Origin of the sequence: Planktothrix rubescens CCAP 1459/22, from assembly GCA_904830895.1 — a bacterium.
Lineage (GTDB): Bacteria > Cyanobacteriota > Cyanobacteriia > Cyanobacteriales > Microcoleaceae > Planktothrix > Planktothrix agardhii.
The window spans coordinates 33,625-51,273 of the sequence record LR882959.1 but is presented as its reverse complement, the minus strand read 5'-3'; the positions used below and the strand labels follow the sequence as shown (position 1 = coordinate 51,273).

16 protein-coding genes are annotated in these 17,649 nt (G+C 37.6%); 7 read left to right on the top strand and 9 right to left on the bottom strand.

Going from position 1 to position 17,649, the window contains the following annotated elements; genetic code table 11:
• The first annotated feature begins 306 nt into the window (after positions 1 to 306).
• Together NMG86_RS25080 and NMG86_RS25075 are read left to right on the top strand one after the other, a co-directional pair.
• Positions 307 to 600, top strand: coding sequence for a hypothetical protein (locus NMG86_RS25080; protein WP_026798336.1), 294 nt, complete (start codon positions 307 to 309; stop codon positions 598 to 600).
• Between the two features lie 233 nt (positions 601 to 833).
• Positions 834 to 4,988, top strand: a complete 4,155-nt coding sequence (locus NMG86_RS25075; RefSeq protein WP_087882300.1) for a DEAD/DEAH box helicase — start codon at positions 834 to 836, stop codon at positions 4,986 to 4,988.
• 176 nt (positions 4,989 to 5,164) lie between these two features.
• On the opposite strand, the gene NMG86_RS25070 is transcribed toward NMG86_RS25075, so the two are convergent.
• Complete coding sequence (locus NMG86_RS25070; protein ID WP_087882301.1) at positions 5,165 to 6,256, bottom strand: ISAs1-like element ISPlr1 family transposase; 1,092 nt, start codon at positions 6,254 to 6,256, stop codon at positions 5,165 to 5,167.
• An 81-nt stretch (positions 6,257 to 6,337) separates the two neighbouring features.
• Here NMG86_RS25070 and NMG86_RS25065 point away from each other — a divergent pair, with 81 nt between their 5' ends.
• The 3 genes from NMG86_RS25065 (at position 6,338) to NMG86_RS25055 (ending at position 8,814) form a co-directional block, all read left to right on the top strand.
• Positions 6,338 to 7,042, top strand: coding sequence for a type ISP restriction/modification enzyme (locus tag NMG86_RS25065; RefSeq protein WP_087882302.1), 705 nt, complete (start codon positions 6,338 to 6,340; stop codon positions 7,040 to 7,042).
• Positions 7,043 to 7,267: 225 nt separating this feature from the next.
• Complete coding sequence (locus NMG86_RS25060; RefSeq protein ID WP_026798337.1) at positions 7,268 to 8,062, top strand: chemotaxis protein CheB; 795 nt, start codon at positions 7,268 to 7,270, stop codon at positions 8,060 to 8,062.
• Positions 8,063 to 8,265: 203 nt separating this feature from the next.
• Positions 8,266 to 8,814: a MerR family transcriptional regulator gene (locus NMG86_RS25055; RefSeq protein WP_026798338.1), complete on the top strand. Its 549-nt coding sequence runs from the start codon at positions 8,266 to 8,268 to the stop codon at positions 8,812 to 8,814.
• Between the two features lie 104 nt (positions 8,815 to 8,918).
• Here NMG86_RS25055 and NMG86_RS25050 read toward each other — a convergent pair whose 3' ends face one another.
• A complete protein-coding gene (locus tag NMG86_RS25050) occupies positions 8,919 to 9,395 on the bottom strand; it encodes a hypothetical protein (protein ID WP_026798339.1) in 477 nt (158 codons plus the stop codon).
• A gap of 709 nt (positions 9,396 to 10,104) precedes the next feature.
• Here NMG86_RS25050 and NMG86_RS25045 point away from each other — a divergent pair.
• Positions 10,105 to 13,521 (top strand): plasmid replication protein, CyRepA1 family, encoded by a 3,417-nt coding sequence (locus tag NMG86_RS25045; RefSeq protein WP_499103736.1) that lies wholly within the window; start codon positions 10,105 to 10,107, stop codon positions 13,519 to 13,521.
• Here the strand turns inward: NMG86_RS25045 and NMG86_RS25040 are convergent.
• Both NMG86_RS25040 and NMG86_RS25035 read right to left on the bottom strand, forming a co-directional pair.
• Entirely contained in the window at positions 13,518 to 13,859 is a 342-nt protein-coding gene (locus NMG86_RS25040; RefSeq protein ID WP_087882280.1) for a ribbon-helix-helix domain-containing protein, read from the bottom strand. The genes NMG86_RS25045 and NMG86_RS25040 overlap by 4 nt on opposite strands.
• Complete coding sequence (locus tag NMG86_RS25035) at positions 13,856 to 14,509, bottom strand: AAA family ATPase (protein WP_026789291.1); 654 nt, start codon at positions 14,507 to 14,509, stop codon at positions 13,856 to 13,858. Before NMG86_RS25035 ends, NMG86_RS25040 begins: the two co-directional genes overlap by 4 nt.
• A 350-nt stretch (positions 14,510 to 14,859) precedes the next feature.
• Between NMG86_RS25035 and NMG86_RS25030 the strand changes: the two genes are divergently transcribed.
• Positions 14,860 to 15,381 (top strand): HU family DNA-binding protein, encoded by a 522-nt coding sequence (locus NMG86_RS25030; protein WP_087882284.1) that lies wholly within the window; start codon positions 14,860 to 14,862, stop codon positions 15,379 to 15,381.
• 116 nt (positions 15,382 to 15,497) lie between these two features.
• Here NMG86_RS25030 and NMG86_RS25025 read toward each other — a convergent pair whose 3' ends face one another.
• From NMG86_RS25025 to NMG86_RS25005, 5 genes are all read right to left on the bottom strand, one after another.
• Entirely contained in the window at positions 15,498 to 16,007 is a 510-nt protein-coding gene (locus NMG86_RS25025; RefSeq protein WP_026796183.1) for a hypothetical protein, read from the bottom strand.
• Positions 16,008 to 16,129: 122 nt separating this feature from the next.
• A complete protein-coding gene (locus tag NMG86_RS25020) occupies positions 16,130 to 16,528 on the bottom strand; it encodes a DUF1257 domain-containing protein (protein WP_026798818.1) in 399 nt (132 codons plus the stop codon).
• Between the two features lie 106 nt (positions 16,529 to 16,634).
• The gene (locus NMG86_RS25015; RefSeq protein WP_026798804.1) at positions 16,635 to 16,838 is read right to left on the bottom strand and encodes a DUF2997 domain-containing protein; all 204 of its coding nucleotides are present in this window, start codon (positions 16,836 to 16,838) and stop codon (positions 16,635 to 16,637) included.
• A gap of 88 nt (positions 16,839 to 16,926) precedes the next feature.
• A complete protein-coding gene (locus NMG86_RS25010; protein WP_026798820.1) occupies positions 16,927 to 17,328 on the bottom strand; it encodes a DUF6876 family protein in 402 nt (133 codons plus the stop codon).
• A gap of 83 nt (positions 17,329 to 17,411) precedes the next feature.
• A complete protein-coding gene (locus tag NMG86_RS25005; protein ID WP_144018193.1) occupies positions 17,412 to 17,648 on the bottom strand; it encodes a hypothetical protein in 237 nt (78 codons plus the stop codon).
• Position 17,649 lies beyond the last annotated feature (1 nt).

Sequence of the window (17,649 nt, the reverse complement as noted above, 5' to 3'; positions counted from 1 at the left end):
AACTGATTTAGCGATCCGCCAGAAATCCCCTAGCCCCCAAGTTAGGGGGTTTTTATGAATGTTTCCCTTTAACAATTAGTCCAGACATATTGATTGATTTGCTATTCCTGTTATTCGTTATGTTATCCGTTATGTTATCCGTTATGTTATCCGTTATGTTATCTGTTATTTGTTATGTTATCCGTTATGTTATCCGTTATGTTATTCATTACCTCAACGGGTCAATAAAAAACTAGACTGTAAGAAGTGCTTGAGGGGGAACATCAATAAATATCAAAGCCTTAATAAAAATTAATAAATCAGTCTATGAGTTTAAATCGTTATCCTGAAAACTGGACGGAACTAGCTTTGGCGGTTAAGGAAGCGGCGAATTGGCAATGTCAACGATGTGGTCGTTTATGTCTAAAACCTGGAGAAGCTTTACCTCATACCCTAAAACGCCGAGCTTATGTGTTGCAAGTCCATCATTGGAATTGTGACCCTGGGGATAATCGTTTAGAAAATTTAGTGGCTTTGTGTACCAGTTGCCATCTGGCTTGTCATTGTCGCAGTCGAGGAAATATCTCGCCTGGGCAGTTATTCCTTGACTTAAAACTCTAAGGAAAAACCGCCTGTGGAGAACAAAAAACCTAGCTAAGTACCAGAATAAGAGAAACCTCACTTATAAGTTTAATTAAAGTTTGGTACAGTAATTGTCAATTAACCCTTAGACTGAAGTTTGAAAAGCAACTGAAAACGTTTAATGGCTTAAAGGATGTCTAAGGTCTATGTAAGGGCTAGAATCCGTGTCTCTTTGTATCAACGGTTACATCTGTTTAATTACGAAAAACGCAATGATTACCCTTAATACTATCCTTGAAGAATTTAGAGAAACCGCCACATCACCGCGAGACTTGGGCGATAAGTTTGAACGCTTAACGGTTCAGTATCTTGAAACAGATCCCTTATATAAAGAGCATTTTAGTAAAGTTTGGCTGTGGATGGATTTCCCCAAACGGAACAACGCACCGGATACAGGGATTGATTTAGTAGCAGAAGAACGTGATACGGGGGATTATTGTGCGATTCAGTGTAAATGTTATGGCCCTAACCACATTTTACAAAAACCTGATATTGATTCATTTTTCACCGCGTCAGGTACAGATTTATTTAAGAAAAGGATAATTGTCTCGACTACCGATAAATGGAGCAAACACGCGGAAGATACCTTAAATAATCAACAAATTCCTGTTACTCGTTTAACATTACATGATTTAGCTAATAGTCCTATTGACTGGAGTAATTTTAGTCTCAAGAAACCTCAATTAAAACTTAAACCGAAAAAACAAATTAGACCGCACCAACAAACAGCTTTAGACAAGGTAATGGCTGGTTTTGTTGAAGCTGATAGAGGTAAGCTAATTATGGCTTGCGGTACTGGTAAAACCTTTACATCTCTGAAAATAGCAGAACAATTCGCTACAAATAAAAAATCTTTAATTTTATTCTTAGTCCCTTCAATTTCCTTATTATCTCAAACCCTTAGAGAATGGACAGCAGAAAGTGATATTAATTTCCATAGCATAGCAGTTTGTTCAGATACCAAAGTTGGGAAAAGAAAACGTGATGATGATGATGACTCAGATATAACGGTTAGTGATTTAGCTTTTCCCCCAACAACTAACGCCCAAGAAATTATCAAGAGTTATCGGGCTTCTCATGGGAAAACTTTAACTGTTATTTTTTCTACCTATCAATCAATACAAGCGATTGCAGATGCTCAAATCAAAGGCTTACCTGAGTTTGATTTAATTATCTGTGATGAAGCACATCGGACTACAGGCGTGACGATTTCGGGAAAAGATACATCCCATTTTGTTAAGGTACATGACCAGAATTTTCTTAAAGGGAAAAAGCGTCTTTATATGACAGCAACTCCTAAAATATTTAGTGATGATACCAAAGTTCAGGCGCAGGAAAATGATGCTTCTCTTTGTTCAATGGATGATGTTGATCTTTATGGTAAAGAATTTCATCGTTTAGGTTTTGGCGAAGCGGTAGGGAATGACTTATTAGCAGACTATAAAGTAATGGTTTTGGCTGTTGATGAAAAATATGTTAGTGCTACCTTCCAAAGACAGTTAGCGGACGCTGATAATGAGTTAAATTTAGAAGATGCGGTGAAAATTACAGGCTGTTGGAATGTTTTATCAAAACGGATGGGAACTGACCCCGAAGACATAGAAGTAGAAGAAGATACAAACCCCATGAAACGGGCTGTAGCCTTCTCCCGTAGTATTAAAGATTCTAAGAAAAATGTTAATTTATTCACTCAAATTGTTAATCAATATAAAAATTTAAACCCAGATGATGAGAATTTATTATATTGTGAAGTAGACCACGTTGACGGAAATCAGAATGCTTTAGAAAGAGCCTCTAAAATAGAATGGTTAAAAGCCGATACTTCAGAGAATGGTAATATTTGTCGAATTTTATCAAATGCCCGTTGTTTATCTGAAGGGGTTGACGTTCCAGCTTTAGATGCTGTTATATTCCTCACGCCCCGTAATTCCGTTGTTGACGTGGTGCAATCCGTTGGTCGAGTCATGCGTAAAGCTGCGGGGAAAAAATACGGTTATATCATTCTCCCTGTGGGAGTTCCGGCGGGTATATCCCCAGATGTCGCTTTAAAGGATAATCAGAAATATAAGGTTATTTGGCAAGTCTTACAGGCTTTAAGAGCGCATGACGATAGATTTAATGCAACTATTAATAAAATTGAGTTAAATAAGCAAAGACCTCCTAAAATTAATGTTATTGGTGTTGGAGGTAATCAAGGTGGTGAAAGCACTGGAGAAGGTGTCAGAAAGCCAACTGATGACACCTATCAGCAATTAGAGTTCAATTTCTCCATTGAAGAATGGCGAGACGCGATTTATGCCAAGATTGTTGTTAAATGTGGCGATAGACGTTATTGGGAAGATTGGGCTAAGGATGTGGCAGTTATTGCAGAGCGACATACCACCCGAATTAAGGCTTTATTAGAAAATTCAGAATCCAACGCTAAACAGGCTTTTGATGAGTTTCTAAAAGGTTTACATAATAACCTCAATCCTAATGTAACTCCAGATGAAGCGATTGAAATGTTATCGCAACATCTAATCACTAAACCTGTTTTTGATGCCTTGTTTGAGGGTTATGAGTTTACTAAATCTAACCCCGTATCTCAGACGATGCAAAAGATGTTAGATGTCTTAGAAGGTCAATCTTTAGAAAAGGAAGTTAGAACTTTAGAAAAGTTTTATCAAAGTGTTAGAGATAGGGCTTCAGGGATTGATAACGCTGAAGGGAAACAGCGCATAATTATCGAATTATATGATAAATTTTTCCGTGCAGCCTTCCCTAGATTAGTCGAAAAATTAGGGATTGTTTATACTCCAGTGGAAGTCGTTGATTTCATTATTAAAAGTGCGGATTTTGCCCTAAAACAAGAGTTTGGAGTCGGATTAACTGATGAGGGTGTTCATATCCTTGACCCCTTTACAGGTACGGGGACTTTTATGGTTAGACTGTTACAAAGCGGGTTGATTAAACCTGAAGATTTACAACGGAAATTTACCTCAGAATTACACGCGAATGAGATTGTTTTATTAGCTTATTATATCGCGGCGATTAATATTGAGGAAACTTATCATTATTTATCTGGTAATCCCTATCAACCTTTTAATGGCATTGTGCTGACTGATACTTTCCAAATGTTTGAAAATGAAGGTTATTTACTAGAGAGAATATTCCCTGAAAATAATCAACGGGTTGTTAATCAAAAAGGACAAGATATTACTGTTATTATTGGTAATCCGCCTTATTCTGCTGGTCAAAAAAGCGAGAATGATGGTAATAAAAATCTAAAATATGAACATTTAGATGAAAAGATTAGAAACAGTTATGCTAAATATTCCACTGCTACTTTAAGAAGTAAACTTTATGATTCTTATATTCGCGGTTTTAAATGGGCAAGTGATAGAATTAAAAATGAAGGTATAGTTTGTTTTGTAACTAATAGTTCATTTATTTATAAAGGTTTTGCTGATGGATTAAGAAAATGCTTAGTTGATGAATTTACGAGCGTTTACTGTTTAAATCTGCGAGGTGATATGAGGGTTGGTAATTGGAAAGAAGAAGGAGGTCAAATTTTTGGTGCTGGTAGTCAAGCGGGTATTGCTATTATTATCTTAATCAAAAATCCCAATAAAAAGCTAAAGAATAAAGTATTTTATTATGATATTGGTGATTACTTAACCCGTGAACAGAAATTAGCTAATATTAAAAAATTTGGGAATATTTCTACTATTGAATGGCAAGAAATCACCCCTAATGATAGTTATGACTGGATTAATCAACGTAATGATGTCTTTGAAAGTTTTATGTCATTAGGTGATAAAAAAGATAAATCAAGTAAAACTATTTTTGATGTGTATTCAGGTGGCATAGTAACCAACCGAGACGCTTGGTGCTACAACTTCTCTCACGACACAGTTGCTGCCAATATGAGTAGGATGATTGACTTTTATAATGAACAGGTCGAAGCATATCAAAGCTCAAAGGAAAAGTCTAGCGTTGAAAAATTTATCAATACCGATCCGAAGAAGATTAGCTGGACAAGAGCGATTAAACAAGGCTTAGGGCGAGGCAAATTTGGCAAGTTTGAGACTGAACATATTGCTAAGAGTACATATCGCCCTTTTTGTAAACAATCATTATACTTTGATAGACAGTTCAACGAGTGTGTTTACCAAATGCCTAAAATTTTTCCCAATCAAAATTTGGAAAATTTAGCAATTTGTGTACCGGGAGTTGGTGCAAGACGTGATTTTTCAACTTTTATTTCAAATACTTTATTAGATTTGAATATTTTTGAATCAGGTAGTCAATGCTTCCCCCTATACACCCAGGGCTGTTTCATGTTTGAAAATTATAGCCTACTTTTGGGTCATAATTCTCAAACATGATAGCTATTTTCCGAATAATTAATATTTCATATAATTGCTATATTAATATTAATTATAGGAGGTATTATCTAAGCAGCATAAATATTCTTATTCCCTATGGAGTAAGACTTACATTCCCGATTTTTATCTATTTTTCCTAAATTAATCGCTCTATTTTTTCATTTTTAACTTTGGGATTAAGAGATAGCCAGTAATTTCTCCCAATGATTTCCTAACCACCTTCTTCCCTCTGTTATTGACAAAAATCCTAAACCTCTGAAAATATTCAATCCTAGGGTGTTGAGCAGTGCCCAATTAGTCGCGGCTTGTACTTGATGAATTTTCATACTATCCTCTTTAAATAACACATCTTTTACCCAATGAACTTGATTCTCAATCCCCCAATGCCCTTTAATTTTTTTGGAAAAAAAATCCGCCTTTTCCCAGATACTACTTATATAATAAACCGTTTCTCTATAAGGCTTTTTTCCTCTGTATCCCCACCTTTCTACCTGAATTATACTTTGAATATGTTCCCAAGGGCTTTCAATTTTTATCGAATTTTTAAACACTGATACCCGACGAGTTATTTCTCGTCCATGACCCCTCTCTTTTTGAGTATCTATACTTTCAGCTTTCGTCGTTTTTGTAATTTTTTCAATTTGATTATACAGTTTGATTTGATTCTTTTTAACCGCGATTAAATAATCGTTTTCACTCTCGATAATCTTTCGGACTGTGGTGACATTACAATGTAACGCATCCGCAGTTATTAACTTTCCTTTTAGACCACATTCTTCTATTATCCCTTGGGCTACAGCTTGTTCTGAACCGGTTTTACTCTCGAACTTTTCCGTCGCTAATACTAATCCGGTTTCTTGACTAAATAGAGATACCATTATTACCATGTTTTGCTGCTGATTGCCTGGGTCTTTTACCGTACTTCTTAAACTTTTTCCATCTATTGCTAATCCCTCTATTCCCTTTAATTTAGGAGAATTCTCTCTTGACCATTCTTTTACTATTTTGCTTAAATCCTTCTCGTCTACTCCTCTCATCACCCTCCTTATTGTTGAATAAGATGGCATTCCTTGGCTATAGATATTGAATGTTCTTTTCAGGATAACTTCGTTGGCTTTGACAAAATATTCCATCTCTCGATATCCTTGATGCCCTAACATCACCCCTAAAACTACTACTAATAGCACTTCCCATAAACTATACCTTTTTCCCTGATTTTTTCGGAAATCCTTGACTTCTTTTAAATTTTCTATTAAACTTGTTAGCATCTTTATTTTAGAAAAAAATGGTGATCGCTCTCCATTTTATCAGGTGGCGATCGCTCTTTCTTTACTCTTTTTCACCTGACTTTGAAACAGCCCTGCCTATACACCTACGAAAAACAAAGTGATTTAGGCGAACTTTTTTCGACAGCTAACACGGGAGAATATGTCAGAAAAGAGAATATTCCTGATAGCATCTTAAAAGAATATCAGAAAGTTTATCAAGACAAAACCATCACCAAAGAGGATATATTTTATTACGTTTATGGAGTGCTACATTCCCCAGAATATAAACAGCGTTTTGCCTCGGATTTAAAGAAAATGTTACCCCGTATTCCCTACTGTGAGGACTTCTGGGCATTTAGTAAAGCGGGACGAGAATTAGCATATTGGCATTTAAACTATGAAACCATCGAGCCTTATGAGGTGAAAGAATGGAAAAAAGAATTATATTTAGATGCTGAGGATTACCGAGTCGAAAAAATGGTATTTGGTAAGAATAAAGACGGTGTGGATAAAACTACAATTATCTACAATAGTAAACTTACTTTATCGCAAATTCCCTTAGAAACTTATGATTATATAGTTAATGGTAAATCCGCTTTAGATTGGGTAATGGAGAGATACAAATTTACCAAAGATAAAGATAGCGATATAACCAATAATCCTAACGACTGGTCAGATGATCCGCGTTATATAGTAGATTTAGTGAAAAGGATTGTCAGGGTAAGTTTAGAAACTGTGAAAATAGTTAAAAGTTTACCAGCGTTGAATGAAAAAGTTGTGAAGTAAGCCAAGATTCGTGTAAAACCGTGCAACATAACCCGCTAAATCTTTACACACAAGGATTACAGCTTAATTTGTCCCCTGGTAGCAGTCCTGTACTTATCCAGCGTTCTCAATGGGGTGTCTATAGGCTGTATATATGAAGAATTGATACATTGACAACAGCTTGGTAAAATAAAACATATTATATAATTGTTTTTGATCCAGATAAAAAATAAAGGGTTTAATTATATGGTTAACGTTTTAATTATTGGTGGCTCTACATCAAATGAGAGTGATACCGAAAAACTGGCTGAGATATTAACAACTAATTCCTTTTTTGATGACTGGGCAATTGTTATTGTTATTCATAATTTGTACCCATTGGTTCCAAATAGACAGTCTAATCACCAAAATCAAGGAATACGTGAGATTTTTGGTGTAAAAGATAATCTAATAACTTTGGAAAATTTTAATCCAGGAGAACTACTTCAGAATAATTGTATTTATATATTAGGAAGTAGTGACTTATCCCACCCTAATGATTCTGTTGAGTTTGAAGTTTATGAGGAAAATGGAGGTATATTTATAACAGTAGAAAACGTCAATCAAATTTCTTTAGAAAGTTTAAATGATTCAGAAAATGAGCAAGAACCTGAAGAGGATTTAGAGGAAAATTGGGTAACAGATTTTCCTGAGATTAATGACTTTATTCATAAATTTTTAGAGATTGAGAACATTAAAAAAATCAAATTAGCGGGGGTTATTCTGGCTGGATTAGGTAATGATGGGGCAGAAGGCTTATTAAGGATTAAACAAGAAGGAGGAAAAACCGCAGTACAAAATCCTGAAGACTGTCAAAGACCTGGTAGGGGGAATGGTGTTAACCGAGAAATGCCTGAAGCAGCATTAGAACGATTAAATAGATTCAACGAAGAAAACAACCAAAATTTAGCGCAGCATGATTTAATAACATTAAGAACGCAAGGAACGGAAGAAATTCCTACATTTGTAGAATGGTTTTCAAGTCTTAATTTCAACACATAAAAAGTATTGGAATTTTATATTTTTATTTATTTTAGTTGCTCTCTACATTTTTAAAATCACAGGAGGGATTGTAAAAAGTTAGAGGTATAGCAAAAGCTGGTTTCCGCTTGACGGCAACTGGCTTTTCACTAAGGGTGTCTACCAATCACTAGACAGGTGTAAACTACAAAATAGACACTGTAAATTTACACCCTGGTAGACAGATGAAAATTAAGGAACTACAGGAACGCTACGGGCTGAAAACACGGCAATCAATCTATGATTGGATTAAAGCTGGAAAGCTTACGCTACCGAAAGATGATCGGGGTCACGCCTACGCTACACCGGAACAGATTGAGGTTTTAGATCAGTTGTTTGAACATCTAAAACAAGGGGGAACATTAGGCAGTTTTACCCCTGTGTCTAGTCCTGAAATTTACACCACGGCAGACAGTCAGATAGACACCTCGGAACCCTCTACTGTCTACTCAGCAATAGACACTGTAAATTCAACAGAAGACAGTCCGATGGTCATGTTAGAGCGTTTGGTGGGAGTTATAGTCTCCAACATTCAACCCCGTTCCCCCCTATGGTTTCATGATGAACTGGAGAAAGCGGCTAAACAAGGCTGGATTCTGTCTAGTTCCGAGGTTGAGGCATTAATTGGAATTAAACCCAAAGGCGAAATATTCCACCGGGGCGGGTGGGAGTTTGTCAGAGCGGGTAAGATTGGCAATCAGGGAGCATGGAAGGTCAACAAATTAGAACTTTAAAAACAATGAAATTATTTTTAGGTTTACTGCCATTGAATTTTACTCCCCCAACTTTCTGAAGTTTTGAGGGAGTAAACCAATTTAGCCACGTTCCGAGCGCCTAGCTAAGAAGCTGTTGCCACTTCTCTAGCATCACGATGGGCTAAGGCCAGTTCTCGGAATGTGGGGTTATCTAGCTTTTTAATCGGGGTAATTTGCCAACAATTCCCACGATATTCAAGCCCTGCAACTAAAGCCTGATTGTCAACGGAGTAAACATAGCTAGTTTTCATTCCTTCAGTGGGTGCGGGTTCATCCAGTCTTGTGTTTAAAAAGCTAGATAAGGCGGTTAATGTCAACAAATCATCAGTAGTTACTCGATAACGACATTGTGAGTAATTAGCTAATACTTTTAACTGTGCTTCAACAACCCGCCGTTTTTTCCATTCATCCTCACCCGAATTAAAGTTAGCCCATTTCTCATCAGATATTTGCAAGGTTTCCATCGCTTGTTCAACAAATTGGGGTTTTAATCCCGGTATCGGAACAACCCCGCCCGTACTATGGATTATTTGGTTTTTATTTATCACAAAATAGTTCATTTTTAAATCCCCTAAATTTCTTTAATAATGCAGGTGTAACGCTTGAATCCTGGGAGTAAATCGCCTTTTTTAGCATTGTCCTTGACTTGCAAACGAAACCGAGTATCTGGGTAAGTATCCTCGTAGACTTCCTTGATTTGTTGGCACTCCTCTAAGTTGTCTGTCTCGTGAATAGCGGTTAATTTTTCGTTCAACTCCTACACCCTTTAAAATAATCTGGCATTGTCGGGTAACTTCTCCAACTGATTCGATAGTTGGGAATTTTTCTAATCTTAGCTTTTGAGCATCGCATCAGTCATCAATATTAAAATAATTCTTTAATTTATCAGATTCAATATTGTTTAGTTTTTTCCCACTAGCAGATTTTCTGATAATTTCCTCAATGTCAGGGGGAATGGTGCAATCCCTTATCCTTGGTTGCTCACCAATCAAGGGTAAATGTTTATCAAGCCCCTCACGAATTTTAATGGCCGTCCAAACTGCTAGGACTTAGATAATCCTGACGGGCTAATGCTTTGGGCTTTAAATCCAATCCTTTCTGATGGCGAGATTGAGGTTGTCAAGTCGTAGAGATTTATTAAATATTCCCGAGATTGATTGATTTTTGTACTTATTTAGGCTTAAACTGAAATCACCCACAGGAATGTTTGCGACGCTTCTGCGGGTGATAGTTATTCATTCAACCAGGGTTTCGTGGAAACCCTAACTTATGGTTATATTAACACAATCAGGGCATACTGCAAGCGTTTACTCAACTTTTTCTCCAGATTTTCTCAAGGAACCCCATTTCAGCGAATGGCAAGGCTCTGGAGTCCATCAAGATATCATTGGTCTGAACGTTGTTAGTTTACAAGGATATCAACCCGCCGAGTATTTACTTTATTCGCCACAACTCAAGCGACTCAACACCGGAAGACTTAGTTCTCACCTCCTCCACACCTATAAACACTTGGAATTGGGGGGCTGGTATTGTCAAGGTCTAGGAAACTGGGGCTGTTTTAAACCTGACCAACCTCGACAAGCCCCAGACCTGAACACGGGAAAAATCAAAGTTGTCAAATACGAGCATCCCCCCAAAGTCCCCACCAGTATCTTTCAACTTTCGACATCTTGGTGTATTGGTCTAAAGATTGCCTTGAAACATGGCTATGGTCAGCAATATTCAAAACGACTACAAGAGCATTGGCAACTTCCCTTTACTCTTTCCCCGGCGCATTTACTCAACGGATACGATAGTTTACTGGACTCGCTTCTGTCCCAAGAAGATATCGGGTTTTGGGACTGGGTACTAGAGAATAATATTCCCATTACGATTTGTGAAGGGGCGAAGAAAGCGGGGGCTTTATTAACTGCGGGTTATGTGGCCATTGGTTTACCTGGTATCACCGGAGGGGTACGGGTTCAGCGAGATAGTAATGGTTTGAAACTGCGGAGTTTCCTACTCCCTGAACTAGAAAGGTTTGCTAATGGACGGCGGATTTATATTTGTTTTGACCATGACCGGAAACGAACTGCCCAAATTGCCGGGAATCGGGAAATCTCCAAACTGGGTCAATGTTTAAAAGCGGGCAATAGGGAAAAAAACTCATTGCCTATTCCCCATTCCCCATTGCCTGTCTTTGTAATTACTTTACCTGGGCCAGATAAAGGTGTGGATGATTTCATTGTCCATCATGGTGAACATCAATTTGATGAATTATTTACTCAAGCAACGGATTTAGAGTATTGGAACTATCAGAAAGAATATTCTATTACTTATCCTGTAACTAAACTTAATAGTCGGTATTTAAACCTGAACTTCCCAGAACAGGGATTAGTTTGTATTAAATCAGGAAAAGGAACCGGAAAAACTGAGAATCTCATTAAGTTGATTCAAGAATCAATGGGCATTGGTCGGAAAGTTCTAGTAATTAGCCACCGGATTCAATTAGGGCGTTCTATTTGTAAGAGATTAGGGTTAGTTTGGGTCGAAGACCAGAAGGAAAATCCCTACGATTCTATCTTTGGTTTTGGTTTATGTATTGATAGTTTACATCCCCTAAGTCAAGCTAAATTTAATCCCTCGGAATGGGAGGATGCTATTATTATTTTAGACGAAGTTGAACAAATTATCTGGCATTTACTCAATAGTTCAACCTGTACAGATAAACGAGCCATTTTATGCCGAATGTTCATGGAATTAATGCAGACGGTTTTGGGTTCTGATGGTTTAGTTGTTGCTCAAGATGCGGATTTATCTGATTATGCTATTGATTATTTAATTGATTGTGCTGGATTCTCAATTAATCCTCAAGTTTATGTTAATGAATATAAACATAATCAACAACGGAAAATTATTGTTTATAATCAATCAAATCCGTCCCATCTAATCACTAAACTCTATGAATCCGTAGGGAAAGCTCCGATTCTAATGGTTTTAGATAGTCAGAAGGTTAAAGGGAAGTTTTCTTGTATTAATATTGAAAGTCAATTACGAGAGTCTTTTCCTGAGTTGAAGATTTTGCGGATTGATTCGGAAACTGTTGCTGATGAAACCCATGAAGCTTTTGGCTGTATGGAAGATATCAATAATCATATTAAAGATTATGATGTTGTTATTACTTCTCCCACGATTGGTACGGGAGTTAGTATTGATTTAGTTAATCATTTTCAAGCGATATTTGGGATTTTCCAAGGGGCAATTAATGTTAAAGATGCTTGTCAATTTTTGGCAAGGGTTCGAGATTTGAATGTTCCTTGTCATGTTTGGGCGGCGAACTATGGTTGTGGTCAAATTGGTAATCGCCAGACTGATTGGAAACCCTTATTGGCAACTCAAAATAAGGTTTTTAAACGCAATCTCCAGATTCTGCAAGAAATTGATTTAGAGTTATCTATAGATTTTGATGAGCAACTGACTCCTAAACATACTAAATTCTGGGCTAAGTTTGCTGCACGGGTTAATGCAGGTCAATGGAAATTTAAAAATACTTTAGTCAGGGAATTAGAAGCGGAAGGACATATTATTGAATTGTCTGAATTTGAGAAAACTTCTTTAGAATGTGAGCGTTTATTAGGTGAAGTTTTAGACCCCTTAGCTGAGGTTCCTGAGTTCACTGAACAATTAAAAGGAACGGTTCAAAAACTCCATCATTTAGAACAAACTGCCAAAAATCACTTAGAGAAAGCGACGGAAACCAGGGATAAGAACCAATATAGTTATGCTAAGTTTATTGCGGCTCAATTCTTGGTTTCTCGAAATCAATATGAGGAACTAAAAAGTAAACGGAAGAAAACCCAAGATGAGTTAGCCCAACAGCGTCATTATGAGATTTCTTATCGTTATGGGGTGGAAGTCTCGCCGGAGTTGGTGTTGAGGGATATGGCGGGGGATTATCCTAAGTTGCGGTTACATTATTATTTACTGCATCCTGAGTTTGTTCATCAACGGGATAAACACCATTTACAGAAACAGTTGGAGGCAGGGGAAGGAAAAGTTTGTTTGCAGGATATTAAGTTATTGTCGGCACAAGTCCAGGTGTTGCAACTATTAGGAGTTGAACATTTACTTAACCCTGATGCGGAGTTTACCTTGGAGTCGGAGGAAATTCTGGAGTTTGCGGATAAGGTGATTACCTACAGTCGAGATATGAGGGATTATCTGGGGATTAGTCCCGATAGTAAAGCTTCTCCTATCCGTATTGTTCAGGATGTGTTGAGGAATAAAATTGGTCTACCTCTCAAATGTGTGCGCCAAATTAAGTTACCCGATGGGACAAGGCAACGAGTTTATGCTTTTGATTGTCCCACCTGGCGTTACTCTATCTTTGACCATTGGTTAGAACGGGATTTACTCAGGGAACAGGAGGGAACACCGCAGTCTATAAATAATATAGAAGTTGTTGTGAGTGATGTTCCCGAATCAGAAAGTGCACCTCCGGCCGGAGAATCGGAATTGCTGAAACGGTTTTGGACACAATTCTGGAATCTGTTCACTTGTACCGATTGGAAACCCCGACTCAGGAAGCTATTGAAGATTCCCCAAGCTTTGCAATGGGTGGCGGAGGAATTGCAAACTCAGCCTATTCTGGAGGATATTTTCAGGACTCTTGAGGGTTTCTTTCCTACCGATGAGGCCCTAAATTAATCCTGAACATTCTCTAATGCTTCATCTAATAGGAGTCTGACGATTTCCGCTTTGGTTCGTCCTGTCCTGGCCGCCAACATTGATAATTTTCGATGGGTGGATTCGGGTAAGTCAACGGTGAACCGTTTTGTCCCTTCTTTGGGTTGAACTTGCAATCTGTCCATAAATGTTGTTTCTGGTTGTGGTGTTGGTTGGGTTTTGGGTTCGGAAATTTCAATGGTTTCTAGTTCAATGGTTTCTAGTTTGGGAGTTACCGCCGGTGTTGAATTTTCTCCATAGACAAATTCTTGGGCTAAGGCATCACTCAAGGGTTTACGGGTTTGTTTTTTATTGTTCATACTCCCTCTGGCAATTGTTTGAGGATGGCTTTAAATAATCGGTCATATTCGATAGCAGCTTCACTGGCGGCTTGTCCTGGTAAGTCCCAAACCGTTAGGGATTGACCGGAAGTATCGGCGATGGCTTGTTTTTGGTGAATGATGGGTTTTAAAAATTTAGCATCGGGGATTTGAGATAAAAGGGCGATCGCCTCCTGTTTGAGTTTGGTATTCTTCACCGCCCGACTTAGGAAAACTAAACCTTTGGGCAATCCCCCCCGCACAGACTGAGCCTGTTTGAGTAATCGCATGGCATCGCTGGCAGACCGTAAATCAACACCCGTCGGTTGCACCGGAATTACGGCTAAATCACATCGGAATAAAATAGCTCTGGTTTCTTCGGAAAGACTCGCCGGGCCGTCAATAACTAGGTAATCATAATCTTTGACTAATTCGGGAATCTGTTCTAGGAGGTCATCTGGGGATTGAATCACCTGACAAGGAAGTTCAACGCCCATCCCGGCCACCCATTGAGAACTTGACCGTTGAGCATCGGCATCTACCAGCAACACCCGATAGTTCTGTTTGAACTGAAGCCAATAGGCTAAATGCACTGACGAGGTAGATTTCCCCGACCCTCCCTTCTGATTGATTAAGGCAATTATTCCCATACTGATTTACTTACTGATTTACTTACTGATTTACTTACTTACTGCATTAATTAAGTATTTTATTACAGTTTGCAGGATTCAGTAAAATTCTGATCCAGTAAAATCTACTGCGATATACAGATAAGACAGCAAGTAAACACTGCATTAAGTAAATACTGCATTACTGCATTAAGTAAATAAACTCCAATTAGGATGATCAGAAAACCAAGTTACCAAACTAATGAACTGTCAATATAGACAGGAGAGTACGAGTTAATTGATTTTGTTGATTACTTCAAGTTGGTGAAAGCTAAGTGGTTGACCATTTTAGTAAATGCAATTACAATCGAATTAATATTATCAACAATAAAATGCTAGACACAAACTACATCGAAAAACTAACAGGATACAGTGGTTCGACTGTTGAATCAGTCCTTGAAGGTTTTATCAAATTTGTTCAATTAGAATTACGGGCGGGTAATGAAGTCGAAATCCCCAAATTTGGGGTATTTTACCCTAAAGAGTTTGGGGAACGGAAATCTCGCAATCCTAGAACCGGAGAACACCTCATAGCCAAAGCTCGGACTAAACCTAGACTTCGTTTCTTTGATAGTTTTGAAAAATCTATTCAGGATTCTGATTCTACCCCAACTCCCCTGACTATTCCCCCAACTATTCCCCCGACTCTAACCGCTCCGGCATCTGTACCCCCGCCAGTACCAGCAGCAGTATCAAATAGGATTTGGCACATTGTTAAGGATGGGGTTGCTATCCCAATTTCTGAATCGGAATTAAAATGGCAAATCACCCCCGATACCCTAGTTTGGACTGAGGGACAAGACGGTTGGAAATCTGCTTCTGAAGTCCCCAAATTAAAATACTTATTTTCCTGAATCCCCGAAATTAAGTCCCCAAAATTAAGTCCATAAAAAAAAGACTAGGATGGGCTGATCCATAGTCTTTTTTTAATGCCAAAACTTTAGAGAGGGAGAACTTTAGAGAGGGAGAATTAAGTTTGAGTTAACAAGGCTTGTGCATAAATTGTTTCACCATCACTACTTAATCCCGTAATGAATAACCCAGTGTAGGGGTCAGGGGAATTTCCCGTATCTTCGACATAAAGGACTCGTGGAGTATCTAACAATTTAAAGAGCGAGTACAACTGGATGTAATATTCCGAGGATTCTGCCGTGACTTCTAAAGTTTCAATTCCGGCTCCTCCGATTACCGCAGTTGCTCCGGCTTGAAATTCAGTTAGGGCTTGCTGAACTAATGGGGAAAATGTTTCTTTCAAACCCATCACTCGAACAGTCCGCTCCGGGGGTTTATACCCTTCTACTCCAACAGCTTTTTTCCGGGCTGCGGCATCTAAACTTAGAACTTTTTTATCATCTAACGGGGTCTTTGAGCGCTTAATTGCTAACGGACTATCCGATTCTGATTCTCCCCAAAAGTTAAAATCTGAAACTGCATCTTTTAGTGTCGAAACTGCTAACTTAGCCGTAATTTGTGAAACCATTTTAATTCAAAATAACAACTGTACTTCTATCATACTACAATATTTTATTTTTGACAATAATAAATCACAATAAAAAAAAGCCCTCAGAATCCTGAAGACTTTTATCCTTAATATTATTGGTTTTAGCTCCATTTACCAGCAACAATCTTAATAGTCCCATCATTCTCAGTTTGGGATTCAATCTCAAATCCTTGAGCTAGTAGTTGATAAATTGTATTTTCCCTTGCATACATCGGTAATAAAGCCTCCATAAATTTAGTTTTCCCCCAAGCATCGTTATCGGAAATAAACTCATATTCCCCTTGAGAATTGAGCTTGAATCCCATATCATAATTATGATTAGGTCGTCGAATAACAAAGTCTGCTATTGTGCTATTGCCATAATAATCTTTGATAACGCTATTGGTTTCAAGAGTTGCTCCGGTTAGGATATCAAGTTGGGATTGGAGTAATTTATGGAGAACTCGTTCAAGAATAACATGGCTTTTGATTGAGGTTTTGATAGTTGTTAGATGTGACATGGTTTTCGTCCTATAATTTAAGGCAACAGTTAATGATTTTGGTTTAGATAGAATTGATGTTTGAGAAGCAACATCGTAATTAGAAAAAGAGTTGGAATCAACAAAACTAAAATCCTTGCCATAAATTATCCTCTTGTTCTTGATTAATTAGGTTTTGTTCTTGATATTCAGGTAAAAGTTGTTGAGATTTGACTTCTCCAAGTTCTAAATCCTTAGTAAGTTCAGTACAACTACTGCCAGAACCATTGAGAACTTTTTCAGTGATTGTGCCATCGGGATTGATGGTAAATTCGACTTTGTAATATTGCATTTGATTTCTCCTAATTAATTGATAATTGATAATTGTTTAGTAGTTATCCCTTAATTAATTACTGGATTTGATTAAGGGATATTATTAACTAACGTTCATCTGGCAGTAGCAAAACTTTGTTTTCTAAGTAAATCTTAATTTCACTCATGGGGAAATCAGTAAATGGAATTTGTTGACTAACTGCTGGTTTAACACCTAAGACTGGTGTATCTTCCCAACAAGTTAAAACCGCCATATTTCTAGCTTCAGGCTTAATGAATTCGTGATTATTCCCAACAACTAAAAGCCAAAGTTGAAAATCACGAAGCATTGGATTCAATCGAAGTTTATGCTGATAGGAACCGATAGCATTTAATAGCCAATAGCATTCAGCATTTTCAGCTAGAAAGTTAATTCCATCTGTGTAAGAAAATCCGAGAGAATGCTTGTAATAGTTTTCGGTTCCATTGAATTGACTTAATTCCGTTTTCAGTTGTTCTGCTGTTAACATTTGATTTTAGATAAAACATCATAATCAAAAAGCGGTAGCTCCCCTAATCAATTACTTGATTTGATTAAGGGATTAATTAACTTTTAGTCTTCAGAAAATTCTTCAGTTCTCATGGAATCAGCTACACAGGAATTACACCAGTCTAGGTAATCATCAGTTGCGCCATGACACCAAGGAACAAGTTTTTGACATCGGTAACACTCAAATATCATTCCAGATTCACACTTTTTACAATTACAACCTCTAGGCGGAAGCCCGACTATTTCTAAGAGATTTTGAGAGAGATTGAAAAGTTGTAAGTTAATAAATTCTTTATTCATG

What these genes read in the sequence shown, in the direction of transcription:
- NMG86_RS25025 (WP_026796183.1), bottom strand. Translation starts at nt 16,007, where the DNA reads ATGGTTTCACAAATTACGGCTAAGTTAGCAGTTTCGACACTAAAAGAT.
- NMG86_RS25035 (WP_026789291.1), bottom strand. Translation starts at nt 14,509, where the DNA reads ATGGGAATAATTGCCTTAATCAATCAGAAGGGAGGGTCGGGGAAATCT.
- NMG86_RS25015 (WP_026798804.1), bottom strand. Translation starts at nt 16,838, where the DNA reads ATGCAATATTACAAAGTCGAATTTACCATCAATCCCGATGGCACAATC.
- NMG86_RS25070 (WP_087882301.1), bottom strand. Translation starts at nt 6,256, where the DNA reads ATGCTAACAAGTTTAATAGAAAATTTAAAAGAAGTCAAGGATTTCCGA.
- NMG86_RS25045 (WP_499103736.1), top strand. Translation starts at nt 10,105, where the DNA reads ATGGTTATATTAACACAATCAGGGCATACTGCAAGCGTTTACTCAACT.
- NMG86_RS25080 (WP_026798336.1), top strand. Translation starts at nt 307, where the DNA reads ATGAGTTTAAATCGTTATCCTGAAAACTGGACGGAACTAGCTTTGGCG.
- NMG86_RS25005 (WP_144018193.1), bottom strand. Translation starts at nt 17,648, where the DNA reads ATGAATAAAGAATTTATTAACTTACAACTTTTCAATCTCTCTCAAAAT.
- NMG86_RS25055 (WP_026798338.1), top strand. Translation starts at nt 8,266, where the DNA reads ATGAAAATTAAGGAACTACAGGAACGCTACGGGCTGAAAACACGGCAA.
- NMG86_RS25075 (WP_087882300.1), top strand. Translation starts at nt 834, where the DNA reads ATGATTACCCTTAATACTATCCTTGAAGAATTTAGAGAAACCGCCACA.
- NMG86_RS25040 (WP_087882280.1), bottom strand. Translation starts at nt 13,859, where the DNA reads ATGAACAATAAAAAACAAACCCGTAAACCCTTGAGTGATGCCTTAGCC.
- NMG86_RS25030 (WP_087882284.1), top strand. Translation starts at nt 14,860, where the DNA reads ATGCTAGACACAAACTACATCGAAAAACTAACAGGATACAGTGGTTCG.
- NMG86_RS25020 (WP_026798818.1), bottom strand. Translation starts at nt 16,528, where the DNA reads ATGTCACATCTAACAACTATCAAAACCTCAATCAAAAGCCATGTTATT.
- NMG86_RS25060 (WP_026798337.1), top strand. Translation starts at nt 7,268, where the DNA reads ATGGTTAACGTTTTAATTATTGGTGGCTCTACATCAAATGAGAGTGAT.
- NMG86_RS25050 (WP_026798339.1), bottom strand. Translation starts at nt 9,395, where the DNA reads ATGAACTATTTTGTGATAAATAAAAACCAAATAATCCATAGTACGGGC.
- NMG86_RS25010 (WP_026798820.1), bottom strand. Translation starts at nt 17,328, where the DNA reads ATGTTAACAGCAGAACAACTGAAAACGGAATTAAGTCAATTCAATGGA.